The sequence below is a fragment of the [Clostridium] clostridioforme AGR2157 genome (assembly GCF_000424325.1).
GTDB lineage: Bacteria > Bacillota > Clostridia > Lachnospirales > Lachnospiraceae > Enterocloster > Enterocloster clostridioformis_A.
The window spans coordinates 14770-28619 of the sequence record NZ_AUJR01000060.1 but is presented as its reverse complement, the minus strand read 5'-3'; the positions used below and the strand labels follow the sequence as shown (position 1 = coordinate 28619).

14 protein-coding genes and 1 pseudogene are annotated in these 13850 nt (G+C 51.6%); 2 read left to right on the top strand and 13 right to left on the bottom strand.

The genetic code is table 11. The features are described 5' to 3' along the window. Positions 1-428: 428 nt before the first annotated feature. From rpsR to G614_RS0120280, 13 genes and pseudogenes are all read right to left on the bottom strand, one after another. Positions 429-698 (bottom strand): 30S ribosomal protein S18, encoded by a 270-nt coding sequence (rpsR, locus tag G614_RS0120340; protein ID WP_027643425.1) that lies wholly within the window; start codon positions 696-698, stop codon positions 429-431. Positions 699-734: 36 nt separating this feature from the next. Next, positions 735-1199: a single-stranded DNA-binding protein gene (locus G614_RS0120335; RefSeq protein WP_002585698.1), complete on the bottom strand. Its 465-nt coding sequence runs from the start codon at positions 1197-1199 to the stop codon at positions 735-737. Between the two features lie 49 nt (positions 1200-1248). Next, positions 1249-1536, bottom strand: a complete 288-nt coding sequence (gene rpsF / locus G614_RS0120330) for a 30S ribosomal protein S6 (RefSeq protein ID WP_022200592.1) — start codon at positions 1534-1536, stop codon at positions 1249-1251. A 178-nt stretch (positions 1537-1714) separates the two neighbouring features. Next, the gene (locus G614_RS0120325) at positions 1715-1918 is read right to left on the bottom strand and encodes a DUF951 domain-containing protein (protein ID WP_027643424.1); all 204 of its coding nucleotides are present in this window, start codon (positions 1916-1918) and stop codon (positions 1715-1717) included. Positions 1919-1959: 41 nt separating this feature from the next. Continuing rightward, a complete protein-coding gene (locus tag G614_RS0120320) occupies positions 1960-2952 on the bottom strand; it encodes an aldo/keto reductase (protein ID WP_027643423.1) in 993 nt (330 codons plus the stop codon). 18 nt (positions 2953-2970) lie between these two features. Then, complete coding sequence (locus G614_RS0120315; protein ID WP_027643422.1) at positions 2971-3693, bottom strand: NAD-dependent protein deacylase; 723 nt, start codon at positions 3691-3693, stop codon at positions 2971-2973. A gap of 38 nt (positions 3694-3731) precedes the next feature. Beyond that, entirely contained in the window at positions 3732-4859 is a 1128-nt protein-coding gene (locus G614_RS0120310; RefSeq protein WP_027643421.1) for a GNAT family N-acetyltransferase, read from the bottom strand. After that, positions 4856-5767, bottom strand: a complete 912-nt coding sequence (locus G614_RS0120305) for a DUF2156 domain-containing protein (protein WP_027643420.1) — start codon at positions 5765-5767, stop codon at positions 4856-4858. The genes G614_RS0120310 and G614_RS0120305 overlap by 4 nt, the downstream gene beginning before the upstream one ends. A 175-nt stretch (positions 5768-5942) precedes the next feature. Further along, a complete protein-coding gene (locus G614_RS0120300; RefSeq protein ID WP_027643419.1) occupies positions 5943-7556 on the bottom strand; it encodes a DUF3794 and LysM peptidoglycan-binding domain-containing protein in 1614 nt (537 codons plus the stop codon). A gap of 72 nt (positions 7557-7628) precedes the next feature. Beyond that, a complete protein-coding gene (locus tag G614_RS0120295; protein ID WP_027643418.1) occupies positions 7629-8501 on the bottom strand; it encodes a tRNA 2-thiocytidine biosynthesis TtcA family protein in 873 nt (290 codons plus the stop codon). Between the two features lie 251 nt (positions 8502-8752). Further along, positions 8753-9391, bottom strand: a pseudogene (gene cysE, locus G614_RS28210) (serine O-acetyltransferase); the annotation flags it as partial. 178 nt (positions 9392-9569) lie between these two features. Further along, positions 9570-9995 carry a protease complex subunit PrcB family protein gene (locus G614_RS0120285; protein WP_027643417.1) on the bottom strand — a complete coding sequence of 142 codons (426 nt, stop codon included), beginning with the start codon at positions 9993-9995 and terminating at the stop codon, positions 9570-9572. Positions 9996-10112: 117 nt separating this feature from the next. Further along, positions 10113-11153, bottom strand: a complete 1041-nt coding sequence (locus G614_RS0120280; protein ID WP_080664574.1) for a branched-chain amino acid aminotransferase — start codon at positions 11151-11153, stop codon at positions 10113-10115. Positions 11154-11371: 218 nt separating this feature from the next. On the opposite strand from G614_RS0120280, the gene G614_RS0120275 reads away from it, so the two are divergent. Together G614_RS0120275 and G614_RS0120270 are read left to right on the top strand one after the other, a co-directional pair. Beyond that, positions 11372-11965, top strand: coding sequence for a TetR/AcrR family transcriptional regulator (locus G614_RS0120275; RefSeq protein WP_027643415.1), 594 nt, complete (start codon positions 11372-11374; stop codon positions 11963-11965). Between the two features lie 296 nt (positions 11966-12261). Continuing rightward, positions 12262-13797, top strand: coding sequence for a sodium/proline symporter (locus G614_RS0120270; protein WP_027643414.1), 1536 nt, complete (start codon positions 12262-12264; stop codon positions 13795-13797). The last annotated feature ends 53 nt before the right edge of the window (positions 13798-13850 follow it).

Here is a 13850-nt window from a genome sequence, read left to right as displayed (position 1 = left end):
AGCGAATGTTTTATCGCCACTTTCACGTCCGTGAGACCTCCCCGGGTACTCACACGTTCTTTCCCACTTATACCTGCCCCGTTTACTGCTGGCGTTCCGTGCAGTTATTGGACTTTAGTTTGTTAGGCAACCTCATCCACGCTTCACAGCCTATCCGGACAACTTTTACAGGCCAGTGGTTTGCCTCCGGCTTCCTTCAGACCCCACCTCACGATGACGCCCTTGCCATTGGCTGCACCCTTCCCACTGCCGGGCGGGTCAGGGACTTTCACCCGTTAGAACGTGCGCCCGCCGGGCGCACCAAAAAATGACCCTATATTCTCATATAAGGTCATTCTAAAAATCTCATTTTTTAATTCATTCACTTTTAGTAAACTTTTGAGTAAAACCAATACCCAAAACCCGGAAACCCTTATAAAATTAGGCTCCTACTCCATCGTATATGGCATCAGAGCGATGTGACGTGCGCGCTTGATAGCTACGGTCAGGGCTCTCTGGTGCTTTGCACAGTTGCCTGTGATACGGCGGGGAAGGATTTTTCCTCTCTCGGATACGTATCTCTTTAACTTGTTAACATCCTTGTAATCGATGGTTCCGTTCTTATCTCCACAGAATACACAAACTTTTTTTCTTCTGCGTATTCCGCCTGGTCTTCTCATCTTAGCGCCATCTGGTCTATCTGTTTTATTAAATGCCATTGGTGTTGTCCTCCTTTATTATTAACCATGAACATCCTAGTTAAATGGAAGTCCTTCGTCCTCCACTCCATCAGGAATATTCATAAACCCATCACCAATCGCACTGGTAGGAGCCGGTCTCTGAGACGGAGCTGCCTGGGCATATCCTCCCATTTCAGACGCCGCACCCTTACTGTCTGCGAATTCCTGGTCATCCAAAATGACCTCGGTGGTGTATACTTTCTGACCTTCTTTATTTACATAGCTACCTGTCTGGATTCTGCCTGACACGAGCACCCGCATTCCCTGACGGAAATACTTCTCGGCAAACTCGGCAGCGCGGTCAAATGCAACACAGTTGATAAAATCGGCTGTCTGCTGCTCCGCGGAACTGTCCTGGTTCCTGCGGCCCCTTCTGTCCACCGCAAGGGTGTACCTGGCTATAGCCATGGAACGCTCTCCCTGTGAATATCTGACTTCCGGGTCTCTTGTCAATCTTCCCATTAAGATAACTCTGTTCATACGGTCACACTTCCTTTTTCTCTCCCGCCATAGGCGGTCTGGGTATCTCTTATGCCTCTGCCTTAACGCATAAGTATCTGATTACTGGTTCCATAATACGAACGTGAGCTTCTACTTCATTCGGGCATACAGAATCAGACTCGAACTGTATGAAGTAGTAGTAAGCTTCGTGCATCTTCTGAATCTCGTAAGCAAGTCTCTTCTTGCCCCATTCATCTACGTTTGTTACAGTGCCGCCGAAACGGGTGATGTAACCCTTTACCTTTTCGATTGCTGCTGCACGCTGCTCGTCTTCCAGCTTCACATTCAGAACAACGGTTAATTCATACTTGTTCATCTTGCTTTACCTCCTTGTGGTCTCTGGCCCCTGCTTTCAGTAACAGGAGCAAGGATATAATATGTCACGGAGTATTATTTTAACAAATTTCCGGCACAAATGCAAGATGTTTTTTGTTTTTTATTAAGTTTTATTACGCTTTATATGGCGGATTTCAGGAATTTCCCCTGACAGCGCCCTAAGAATCCACGTTTGCCTTGGTAAGCCCCCTGGTATTTTTCTCCACCAGTCTGCGGGCAATCATAATCTGATGTCCGCATCCCATGCATTTGAGCCGGAAATCAGCTCCCACCCTGAGGATTTCCCACTGGCTGCTGCCGCAGGGATGGGTCTTTTTAAGCTTTACTATGTCCCCTACTTCATAATTTAACTTTTCGTTCATGCCGCATCTCCATTTCTATATATGGGTCTGACCGCTGCCTGTCACCCTTTCAGTATGCCTTCTATCTCAGCCAGTTCCTCACGGCTGAATGCCAGGTTGTCAAGAGCCTTTGCATTATCCTCCAGCTGGGCAATGCTGCTGGCCCCTATGAGGACGCTGGTGACTTCCTTCCTGCGGAGCACCCAGGCCAGGGCCATCTGGGCCAGGGACTGTCCACGCCCCCTGGCCATCCCGTCCAGGGCCCTGATTTTGACCAGCTTGTCCTCTGTCAGGTATCTTCCGCCTATAGTGGACCCTTTCTTTGAAGCCCTGGAGCCTTCCGGTATCCCTTTCAGATACCTTCCTGTCAGGGCGCCCTGTGCCAGTGGGCTGTAGCATATGCAGCCCACGCCCTCACGGTCCAGAAGCTCCAGAAGGCCGTCCTCCACCCAGCGCTCGAACATATTGTACCGCGGCTGGTGAAGAAGACAAGGCGTTTTGTTTTCCCTCAGTATGCGGATGGCTGCCTCTGCTTCCTCTGCCTGATAATTGGAAATCCCCACATACAGGGCCTTTCCCTGGCGCACTATGTCTGACAGGGCGCCCATGGTCTCCTCCAGGGGTGTCTCCGGGTCAGGACGGTGATGGTAAAATACATCCACGTACTCCAGTCCCATACGCTTTAAGCTGGAATCCAGACTGGCCATAAGGTACTTCCTGGACCCCCAGTTGCCGTAGGGCCCCGGCCAGAAATCAAATCCCGCCTTTGTGGAGATGAACAGCTCATCCCTGTACCTTCCCAGACCATCCCGAAGGGCGCACCCGAAATTTTCCTCTGCCTTCCCCACTGCCGGAAATCCATAATTGTTTGCCAGATCAAAATGGGTGATACCCATATCAAATGCCCTGAAAAGAACAGCCTCCTGTTCCTTAAGGCTCTTTTCCAATCCAAAATTCTGCCACAGTCCCAGGGATATCCTTGGAATCAGGACACCGCTCCTGCCGCTGCGCTTATATTCCATGCTGTCATATCTGTTCTCTGCTGCCTGATACATCTGTGATTCCTTCCTTTCCTAATCAACCACAGTCCCAAGGACCTCCCCAATAGGAGCGCTGATGACCAGATCCGCCTGGGAGTCCCGAGAGGTGGCTGCCTTATTGATGAGCACCAGTTTATTGCCTCTGTAATAGTCAATCAGTCCTGCCGCAGGATACACCACCAGGGATGTCCCTCCTATGATTAGCATGTCTGCATTCCTGATATAATCCACGGATTTCTGCAGGGTCCTGTTGTCCAGTCCCTCCTCGTATAGGACCACGTCCGGCTTAATCACACCGCCGCAGCTGCAATGAGGCACGCCACCGCTCTTTACAACGTAGTCCAAATCATAAAACTGCCCGCATCTGGTACAGTAATTCCTATGTACGCTGCCGTGAAGCTCCAGCACCTCCCTGCTTCCCGCCATCTGGTGAAGACCGTCGATGTTCTGGGTGATGACCGCCTTTAGCTTCCCCCTGTCCTCCAACCGTGCCAGGGCCTTATGTGCTTCGTTGGGAACAGCCCCGGTAAACAGCATCCTGTCCTTATAAAAGCCGTAAAACTCTTCCGGATACCGCATATAAAAGCTATGGCTGATAATAGTCTCAGGCGGGTATTTGTACTGCTGGTTATAAAGCCCGTCCACGCTGCGGAAATCCGGAATCCCGCTTTCCGTGGATACTCCGGCTCCGCCAAAGAACACAATGTTATCGCTGCCGTCAATCCATTCCTTTAACTGCTGCCATTTTTCGTTCATTCCATTCCCCCTCCTGATTCTGTCAATTCATACCGTGACTACACAACTTCATCCAGATACACGCCATCCAGAGCCCGCACATATGCGCACCAGAAAGGCGCACTACCCTGACTTCCATCTGCCAGTTCCTCCAGAGCTCTGTATCCAAACAGCCAGGACGCCAGCTGTTCTATGGTAATATCCAAAACCTCCGAGGATACCAGTGTCCCCGGAAAAACAGGCTCCTCCGCGCATTCCCCGGCATGGACCGCTGACAGGGACACCCCTCTCTTTGTAAGGGATGACCCGTTTCCGTCTATTTTCCATTTCCACAAACCGCTGTTTTCCGGTATCAGCGGGTCATGAATATTGACCATCACATCCATGGCAGGGCAGGGACACCCTTCATCCAGGACAATGGCTTCCATAAAGGACCGCACATCGGTGATGCGGGCCATGATTGCCGGTCTGGGCAGATATTGGCCGCTGTCCGGTTCCAGCCATTCATACCTGCCAGCATACAGGAACCTCTGCTCCTGCTTCTCACGTCCCCAAAAGGCCTGGAACGCCTGGAGTGCCCCTGTCCCGTCATACCATCCATATACGCTTCCGGCCTCGCTGTCCAGCTCAGACTGAAGCATTTCCATATAATCCCGGTCCCGCAGTGCATACACCTGGAATCGGGAAGACAGCCAATGGTTCATCCAACCCGCCAGGGAAGAACAAAGATTCCCGTCCAGCCGAAGTTCCCTCCTGTGAAGGCACTCCTCTGCCTCAGGTCCCAGCCTGTACTGCGGCTGGTCAAATATATACCGGAACCCAAAGGGCCTGTAGATATCCGGCGAGGCCGGCATGAGGTAGCAGAAGGGCTTCCTGTCCTGGTGCATGTCTCCCAGCATCCTCATAAGCACATCCCGCATATGTCCGCGGTGACGGCTGTCGGCAGCCGTAGCCACGCCAACGATATAATCCAGCTTCCACATCTTCTTTCCCACATTGACCCTGTATGGGTTCATGTGGGCCATGGTGACGATACGGCCCGTGTCGTCCTCCTTCACCAATACGGCGCTCTGTAATATCTTTTTATCAAAATAATAGTCTGCAAATTCCCTGGAATCCTCCGGAAATGCTTCCTCCCACAGGGGCCTGCATGCCCCGAACTCACGTTTCTCCAAATACCGAATCATCGTTCCCTCACCATATATTTTCTTGCAAACCCAATGGGATAATAGCTCATTTTGGCCTTTCTAAGGCCCTCCATCCCCACATCGTCCTCCCGGTTCACCAGCTCGGCCTCGGGAAATTCATTTACCAGGAACTGCTGGTTGATAAACTGGTACAGTCCCCTGATTTCAGAATTGGCCTTTTCAATATGGATGACAGCCATATTCTCCCGCGCATTCAGACTTCCAATGGTAAATGCCTCCAGCTGTCCGTCGATATACACCCCTGCCATCCTCACATAGAGGCTGGAACAGTTCTTAAGTATGTCATGAATTCCTGCCACCTCATAATCCAGGGAAAGCTCCATGGCGCCCACTTCCTCCTTGTGCTGCCTCCAGCGCTCCATGAACTGCCACACCTCATGCCGGTCGGAACAGCAGAGACGCCTGTACTCATACCTGCCTTCGTACATGCGCTTAAAGCCGTTCAGGTGGTTTCTCTTCTTGACGAACTTCTTCCCCTCCAGCGTTCTCAGCTCCTCGCCGCTGTAGAGATAGTCCTTTAAATCCACCTGCTCTTCCACCTCGAACAGGGCCGGGTCCAGGTTCAGGTACTGTACCGCCTCCTCATCGGCCAGGGAAATATAGAAAGGCTTGTGAAGCACCCCTGAAAAATAATCCACCATCTGCTGAAAGAAGTACGGCAGGTCCTCCTCCCTGCACAGAGGCATGGCAGTGGAAACTTGTCCGTCCTTTTCCATGAGCCACAGGACAGCCCTTCCCTCGCTCACCGCACACCGTACATGATAATAGTCCTTCCACAAAAAACTGTCCAGAAACACGCTGTCGCATGTTTTATTGGGCCTCAGCCCATAAAAGGGCCGGAGCCTGTCTATATCCCCGGCCACTACCGGCTTAAAATCCAAATTCATAGCATAACAACCTCTTTTCATTTAACTTCTGATAGTATACCATAAAACCGGGTTCTATAACAGTTTTTTTGCTTCACAGGAAAAAGACCTGGAAGCTGTCTTGTTTCCAGGTCTCTTTTAATTCCCAGACTTGATTTTCCCAAAGCTGCCTGACCTCTTTCGGTGGAATCCGGCCTTACAGGCCCTGGGCAATCTCTTTCACCAGCAGCAGCCTCTGCCCCTGTTTCACCTGGTCGTCAGCCAGTTCGTTGGTGGATATGATATTGCCAACGGTTGTATGGAATTTTTTCGCGATTCCCCACAAGCTGTCTTCCGGCTGTACAATGTATCCCACGATTCCCGGCAGCTCCTGCAGCTTCTCCAAATCTATGGGATGGATGGCAGCTCCTGTAATCACCGGTTCACACACCGGCTGCAGCACCAGGAAATCCAGGGCAATCACTGCCTTCACTTCCACCATATCCCCGCCCATCATCACGGCGCTGAGCTGTTCCAGGCCTGCATCCAGCTGGTATACGCTGTCCTCCCGGATTCCTCTGGCCTCTGCCACGCAGTGGAAGGGCACCTGCTCCACAGAGGACTGGACCGGTGATGTGTCGTCGCTGGTAAGGTATAAAAGAGTTACCTCCAGCACACCGTCAATCTCCAGGCAGTCATCCCCGATTTCCACCTCATCCAGCTTGATGGTCCCCTCGTTATGGCAAATCTGGAGAATCCGCTCAGCCTGGGGCAGACTCAGCTTCTCCGCCACCTTGGATTTGCACACATTCCTGGTCAGAATCTGGTCAAAACAGGCGTCTGAACGGTTCAGCTCTATTTCCCGGCTGTTGGAGTACATATCGCTTAAAAGCTCGACCTCCTCCTCCTCGTAGAGCTTGATATCCAGCTCCAGCACCGCGTCTACGTCCATTTCCCGCATTTCCCCGTCGTAGTCAGGCTTGGCTTCAATGTCCTTATGGGCCAGACGCACTGTCACCATGGGGATCTGGTCCTCCTTCACATCGCTCATTTCCATGTCCCCTGAAAATGGGATGGTCTCCTCCAGCCACTGGACAGGCATATTTTCATCCTCTGGCCCGTAAATGACAAAAACACTGAGTTCGCCGTCCAGATGAAGCCTGCCGTCCAGTGGTTTCACGTTCACGTCCCGCAGCTTCATTTCCCGCCATAACAACTGGCCTATGTTGGGCTTGCCTCCGGTCAGGCTCAGTTCCTCCTTAATCCGGTATGTATCCTTGCGCCTGACAGCAATGGCAGCCGCATTGGCCGTGCGCTTCAGTGTCTCCACCTGCACCTGTCCCGTTCCGTCCGTGTCAGACATGCCGGCCCCCGCGGGACGGCTGATATTTTCCATGTCCACATCCACAGCAGCTTCCACGTCCCTCAGGGTCTCCACCCGCACCTGAAGTGTAATGATGGCCTGGACTCCCAGCTTCCTGGAATTAATCATATCCGTGTTCAGATCTTCCAGCATCCAGTTAAGCCCGACGTAATCCTTTTCCTCCAGGCCCTGGACATTGACCACCTCCTCAAAGGGAATATTGCCGCCCAGGGTCTGGAGCCCGCCGCTCTCCTTCCGGTACAGCACCTGGAATTCCAGCTTTCCCTTTACCGCCACCTTATCCCCCTGGTTCTTCACTGTCTCAATCTGTATTTCGCCGGTGTCCAGCATGACCTGCTCCATATCATCCAGGGTATCCGGTACAATAAAGTCATCGTCCAGGGTAATCTGCGTGGTCACGTTGCCCTTCCATTGGTTCATATGTATCTGCTTCTTTATCAATTCCATAAATAACACCTGCCATCTCTCATAGTCTTTTAGAAAAATCTATGCGGACAGCAGGTGATTTATGCTCTTTTTCTATCTTTCATCGTATTCGTCCATGAAGTGGCGGCGCACCCCGTCCTTTACATAGCCAAGGCAGGCATCCAGGTTGATGTTCTCCACGCTTTTCATAATATTGCCGTCTATGAAGGGGCTGGTCTTTCTGAGGGAGCGGATGAGCTCCTTCATCTCCTGGCGCTTGGAGGTGTGCACGATATCAGCCGCCTCCCCTGCCATCCCCCTTGCAGCCTGTTCCTTTGCAATCCGCTCCGTAAACCGGCAGGCGCACTGCAGGAAATGCAGGCCGTTGTAATCCTTCCAGGCCAGTATATCTTCTTCCTTTACATAGTACAGGGGACGGATTAATTCCATGCCCTGGAAATTCGTGCTGTGAAGCTTGGGCATCATGGTATTAATCTGGCCTCCGTAAAGGATTCCCATAAGAATGGTCTCAATCACGTCGTCAAAATGGTGTCCCAACGCTATTTTATTGCATCCCAGTTCCCTGGCGTGAGCGTACAGATACCCTCTTCTCATCCTGGCGCACAGGTAGCAGGGGGACTGCTCCACATCCACCACAATGTCAAATATATCCGAGTCAAAGATACGCACCGGTATATCCATAAGGGCTGCATTATCTTCAATAAGCTTCCTGTTGTCCGGATTGTATCCGGGGTCCATGACAATAAACTCCAGCTCAAAATCCGTCCGGCTCTGCCGCTTTAACTGCTGGAGGCATTTGGCCAGAAGCATGGAATCCTTTCCGCCGGATATGCAGACAGCCACCTTGTCGCCGTCCTTTATCATCTCATAATCCTGAAGCCCCTTCACAAAGGGGCGCCATATTTCCCTGCGGAACTTTTTTATGATGCTCCGCTCTATATTTACATGGGGTGCTTCCTGTTTCATGTGCCGTGTGTCTTCTCCTGGGTGGGTTATTTTTACGGACTGGGCCATTAGCCGGGCTCATGTCCGGCTGGTGCAGTGGATGCATTATCTCCGGCCGGTGCGGCGGATGCATCATCTGCCGGTGCAGCGGATGCATTATCTCTGTCCGGTGCAGCGGATGCATTATCTCTGTCCGGTGCAGCGGATGCATTATCTCTGTCCGGTGCAGCGGCAGCCGCCTCCGCTCCCGCCGGTGTCGGCCGGGCGTCCATCCGGGCATCTCTTAAGGCACCCTTAAGGAATTCAATCTCCTTCTCCATCTGCTCCATCCGCTGTTTCATTGTCTCGTATTCTTCCAGCGTCAGGCTTTTCTTTTCCTTTGGTATGGTAACGCCATCCTTCTTGATTGGACGGGCAGGTATGCCGACAGCGGTCACATTATCCTCCAGCGGCTTCAGCAGAACTGCATTGGCTGCAATGGAGCAGTTATCGCCCACCTCAAAAGCGCCCAGAATCTTGGCGCCTGCGCCTACCATCACATTATTGCCCAGGGTGGGATGGCGCTTGCCTTTCTTGGTACCCACGCCACCCAGGGTAACTCCCTGGTAAATGGTGCAGTTATCGCCCACCACAGTGGTCTCGCCGATAACCACTCCGCATCCATGGTCAATCAGGATGCCGCGTCCCAGCTGGGCGCCGGGATGAATCTCGATAAGAGTGAAAAACCGGGCAATCTGGGAAATCAGCCTGGCAACAAAAAACATCCTGTGTTTATAGAACCAGTGGGCAAACCGGTGCCATATAAGGGCATGGACTCCCTGGTACAGAAGAAATACCTCCAGGGCATTGCGGGCAGCGGGGTCACGTTCCTGTACGGCCTTTATGTCAAGCCATATGTCCTTGAATATCATATTTACTCCAGCCTTTCTTTAACAAGTTAACACAATGCTACGGTAATACGACATTTTTCTAAAAAGGTTAAATATCGTATAGTATAGCATATGATATTCAAATTAAAAAGAGCTTTTTACACTTTGCGGCCTGTTTCATAACTCTTTTCAGGCTTTTGCCTCCCCCGGCCTGCCTGACCTACTGGAATACCACAGGATTTTCCAGATACTCTGTCTTGATTACAATATATGGGAATGACTGTTCCGCACCGGCATTCTCCCCCTTTTCAGGACCCTTTAACTCAGTATTGACGACAATGGAGTTGTCGGTCAGATAGAGTTCATTGACGCTGATGCTGTAACCACCTGTGGGCTGTACGCCGTATCCCACCGCTATGTACAGGTTCTGTTCATCGCTGTATGTGAGCTTAAACGGCTGCTGCTGTTTCTCAGCAATCAGATTCTTAAGCTCATCCGGCACATCCATATCGCCTACCACTGTGAACTCCAGGTCCCTGACCTTATCCCCGCTGTCCTTTGATGCAGAGCAGCCGGCCAGCCACAGTATCATGGCAAGCAGCGCCATGAGTCCAAGGTACACTTTACCCTTAATAGTTCCTTTCATGTTAAAAACCTCCCGGAATATATGATACAATTACTATCAATATATTCCGGGAGGCCCTGATTATGCGTTTAAACACATGTTTGCGTATATTCAGACCTTATTATACTCAAACCGCTGTTATACGATTTTCCGAATCCAGCCCTCAGGCGCTTCTATGGTTCCCATCTGAATGCCTGTAAGGGTATCATACAGCTTCTTTGTAACAGGCCCCATGGCGTCCATGCCGCTTGGGAAGCAGATTTCCCTGCCATGGTCCACAATCTTGCCCACCGGAGAGATAACGGCTGCTGTTCCGCACAGTCCGCACTCTGCGAAATCATCCAGTTCAGAAAGCTTCACAGGCCTCTGCGTCACCTTAAGACCCAAATAATGCTCTGCCACGTGCACAAGGGAGCGCCTTGTGATGGATGGAAGGATGGAATCAGACTTAGGTGTCACCACCCCGCCATCCTTTGTGACAAACAGGAAATTAGCTCCGCCCGTCTCCTCAATATAGGTCCTGGTACCCGGGTCCAGGAACACGTTCTCGTCAAATCCCGCGGCATGGGCTGTGACAGACGCGTGAAGGCTCATGGCGTAATTCAGTCCGGCCTTTACATGACCGGTGCCGTTGGGCGCTGCTCGGTCAAAGTCGCTGACGCAAAGGGTCAGAGGTTTTGCCCCTCCCTTAAAGTAAGGGCCTACAGGCGTTCCAAAAAGCCTGAACTGATACTCCTGGGAAGGCTTAACGCCAATGACAGGACCTGAGGCAAACATATATGGCCTGAGGTAAAGGGTGGCTCCGCTTCCGAATGGAGGTACCCAGGCTGCATTGGCCTTCACCACCTGGTCCACTGCCTCCAGAAATCTCTCCTTGGGGAAGGGCGGCATCTCCAGCCTCTTGGCAGAATTCATCATACGCTCCGCATTCAGGTCAGGGCGGAATGTGACAATGCTTCCATCCTCGGTGGTATAAGCCTTAAGTCCCTCAAAAATCTCCTGGCAGTACTGAAGGATGCCCGCGCATTCATTAATCACCACATTGGGGTCAGAGATCATCGCGCCCTCGTCCCATGCTCCGTTTTTATAATTCGCCACATAGCGCTTGTCCGTCGGCATATAGGAAAATCCGATATTTCCCCAGTCCAGGTCTTTCTTTTCCATAGTCTGTTCCTCCATTCGGGTAGATATAAGATGTATTTTGAACACAATTATAATGGTATTAATCCGCAAAATCAATGGGTTCCTTGCAAATATACTATACAATTCCTGCATATCTGCCATAACCTCAGCCGGAATTCATACACACATAAACACCCTCAGGCCGCATTGCGAAACCCGCCAAACTGTGTTAAGTTATAAATTAGTAATAAACGAACACAAGGAGATGTGCATACATGGCCAAGAAAAATGCCCGCAACACCCGCGGAAAGATTGTAAACGCAGCATGGCAGCTGTTCTATGAACAGGGATATGAAGATACCACAGTGGAGGAAATCATCGAACTCTCCCATACATCCAAGGGCTCCTTTTACCACTATTTCGACGGAAAGGATGCTCTCCTCAGCACCCTGAGCCTGCTCTTTGATGAAAAATACGAAGAACTCATGGATACCCTTACGCCGGAGATGTCAGCCATGGACAAACTCCTCTTTCTCAACAGCGAGCTCTTCGGCATGATTGAGAACAGCATATCCCTGGACCTTCTGGCCCGCCTGCTCTCCACCCAGCTGGTCACCACCGGTGAAAAGCACCTGCTGGACCACAACCGCACCTACTATAAACTGCTCCGCAGAATCATCGCCCAGGGCCAGGAATCCGGCGAGCTGAACGCTGAGACCAGCGTCAATGAGATGGTCAAGCTTTACGCCCTGTCCGAACGTGCCCTGCTATACGACTGGTGTCTGTGCGCCGGTGAATATTCCCTGCGCAGGTACAGCGCCTCAGTCATGCCCGCGTTCCTGAGCCATTTCCTGCCCGGACTGGGATGATAGTAACGGACCGGAGCCGGAGACATCCATATTGTCCGTGGAGCATATCCATCCCCCGCCCCGGCCGCTCACGGCCGGGGGCTCATCCTCTATATGTATAAATATCCTTTCCATATACTTATCATTAATCGTCTAGCATCTTTTCCTTATAAATACGTTATTTCATCCATATTATATAACATTTAGTCTAGTATGTAGTCTATACATAGTTCTGTATTGCGTTCCCCTCACCTCCATGCTATAATATCAGCATTATGTCTGTTTTCCACAAAGAAACACATAACAGGAGGGTAATTATGAGTACTGCACAAATAGGAATCCTGGCAGCCATCATCGCGTATCTGGCAGCCATGGTATATGTAGGTTTTTATTTCAGCAAAAAGGGCGGCGGTGATTCTGCCGACGAATTCTATCTGGGAGGCCGTAAACTTGGCGCACTGGTAACTGCCATGAGCGCCGAGGCTTCGGATATGAGCAGCTGGCTTCTCATGGGCCTGCCGGGAGTTGCATACCTGACCGGCATCGCGGATGCGGGCTGGACCGCCATCGGTCTGGTTGTGGGTACATATCTCAACTGGCTGATTGTTGCCAAGCGCCTGCGCCGCTATTCCGTTGCATGCGAGGCCATCACCATACCGGACTTTTTCTCCCGCCGTTACCGGGATAACAAGAACATACTGATGTGCATTGCCGCCATCGTAATCCTGATTTTCTTCATTCCCTACACCGCCTCCGGGTTCAAGGCAGTAGGAACTCTGTTCAACAGCCTGTTCGGCGTGAACTATCACGTTGCAATGATAGCGGGCGCGGTGGTCATTATCGGTTACACGGTCATGGGAGGCTTTATGGCAGTGTCCACCACGGACCTGATTCAGAGCATTGTCATGAGCATTGCGCTGGTTATCATTGTATTCTTTGGCATCCATGTGGCCGGCGGCTGGAATGCCGTGGCTGACAACGCCCGTTCCCTGGCAGGATACCTGAGCATGACCCATGTCCACAACATGGCTGACAACACAGCATCCCCCTATGGCTTCATAACCATACTGTCCACCCTGGCATGGGGATTGGGGTATTTTGGAATGCCCCATATCCTTCTCCGTTTCATGGCCATCAGCCATGAGGATAAGCTTAAGACGTCACGGCGTATTGCATCCATTTGGGTTGTCATCTCCATGTTTGTTGCCATCCTGATCGGCATCATCGGATACGGCGCCTCTGCGGCAGGGGGGATTCCCATGTTCTCATCAAGCTCTGAATCCGAGACCGTCATCATCCGTCTGGCGGATTTGCTGGGACGCCACGGAATCCTGCTGTCTGTTGTAGCCGGAGTGGTGCTGGCAGGAATCCTGGCCTGTACCATGTCCACGGCTGACTCCCAGCTGCTGACAGCCGCGTCAGGCGTATCCCAGAACCTGCTTCAGGATTTCCTGAAGATTAAAATGGATACAAAAGCGTCCATGACAGCTGCCCGTCTTACCGTAGTGGGCATTGCCCTGGTAGCCATCCTGCTGGCCTGGAATCCCGACAGCTCCGTATTTACCATTGTCTCCTTTGCCTGGGCCGGTTTCGGCGCATCCTTTGGCCCGGTGATGCTCTTTGCCCTGTTCTGGAAACGCAGCAATCTGAAAGGCGCTCTGGCAGGCATGATTTCCGGAGGCGTCATGGTATTTGTGTGGAAATACGGGGTGCGCCCCTTAGGCGGTGCCTGGAACATCTATGAACTGCTTCCCGCCTTTATCGTGGCCTGCATTGCCATTGTGGCCGTGTCACTGATGACAGAAGCGCCATCCGAGGAAATCTGCGATGAGTATGATTCTGTGGGAAGATAGAACTGAATCAAATATCAAAACCGCAGCTTTCAGATAAGACTGTTTCCATCTGA

What these genes read in the sequence shown, in the direction of transcription:
- rpsR (WP_027643425.1), bottom strand. Translation starts at nt 698, where the DNA reads ATGGCATTTAATAAAACAGATAGACCAGATGGCGCTAAGATGAGAAGA.
- G614_RS0120335 (WP_002585698.1), bottom strand. Translation starts at nt 1,199, where the DNA reads ATGAACAGAGTTATCTTAATGGGAAGATTGACAAGAGACCCGGAAGTC.
- rpsF (WP_022200592.1), bottom strand. Translation starts at nt 1,536, where the DNA reads ATGAACAAGTATGAATTAACCGTTGTTCTGAATGTGAAGCTGGAAGAC.
- G614_RS0120325 (WP_027643424.1), bottom strand. Translation starts at nt 1,918, where the DNA reads ATGAACGAAAAGTTAAATTATGAAGTAGGGGACATAGTAAAGCTTAAA.
- G614_RS0120320 (WP_027643423.1), bottom strand. Translation starts at nt 2,952, where the DNA reads ATGTATCAGGCAGCAGAGAACAGATATGACAGCATGGAATATAAGCGC.
- G614_RS0120315 (WP_027643422.1), bottom strand. Translation starts at nt 3,693, where the DNA reads ATGAACGAAAAATGGCAGCAGTTAAAGGAATGGATTGACGGCAGCGAT.
- G614_RS0120310 (WP_027643421.1), bottom strand. Translation starts at nt 4,859, where the DNA reads ATGATTCGGTATTTGGAGAAACGTGAGTTCGGGGCATGCAGGCCCCTG.
- G614_RS0120305 (WP_027643420.1), bottom strand. Translation starts at nt 5,767, where the DNA reads ATGAATTTGGATTTTAAGCCGGTAGTGGCCGGGGATATAGACAGGCTC.
- G614_RS0120300 (WP_027643419.1), bottom strand. Translation starts at nt 7,556, where the DNA reads ATGGAATTGATAAAGAAGCAGATACATATGAACCAATGGAAGGGCAAC.
- G614_RS0120295 (WP_027643418.1), bottom strand. Translation starts at nt 8,501, where the DNA reads ATGAAACAGGAAGCACCCCATGTAAATATAGAGCGGAGCATCATAAAA.
- G614_RS0120285 (WP_027643417.1), bottom strand. Translation starts at nt 9,995, where the DNA reads ATGAAAGGAACTATTAAGGGTAAAGTGTACCTTGGACTCATGGCGCTG.
- G614_RS0120280 (WP_080664574.1), bottom strand. Translation starts at nt 11,153, where the DNA reads ATGGAGGAACAGACTATGGAAAAGAAAGACCTGGACTGGGGAAATATC.
- G614_RS0120275 (WP_027643415.1), top strand. Translation starts at nt 11,372, where the DNA reads ATGGCCAAGAAAAATGCCCGCAACACCCGCGGAAAGATTGTAAACGCA.
- G614_RS0120270 (WP_027643414.1), top strand. Translation starts at nt 12,262, where the DNA reads ATGAGTACTGCACAAATAGGAATCCTGGCAGCCATCATCGCGTATCTG.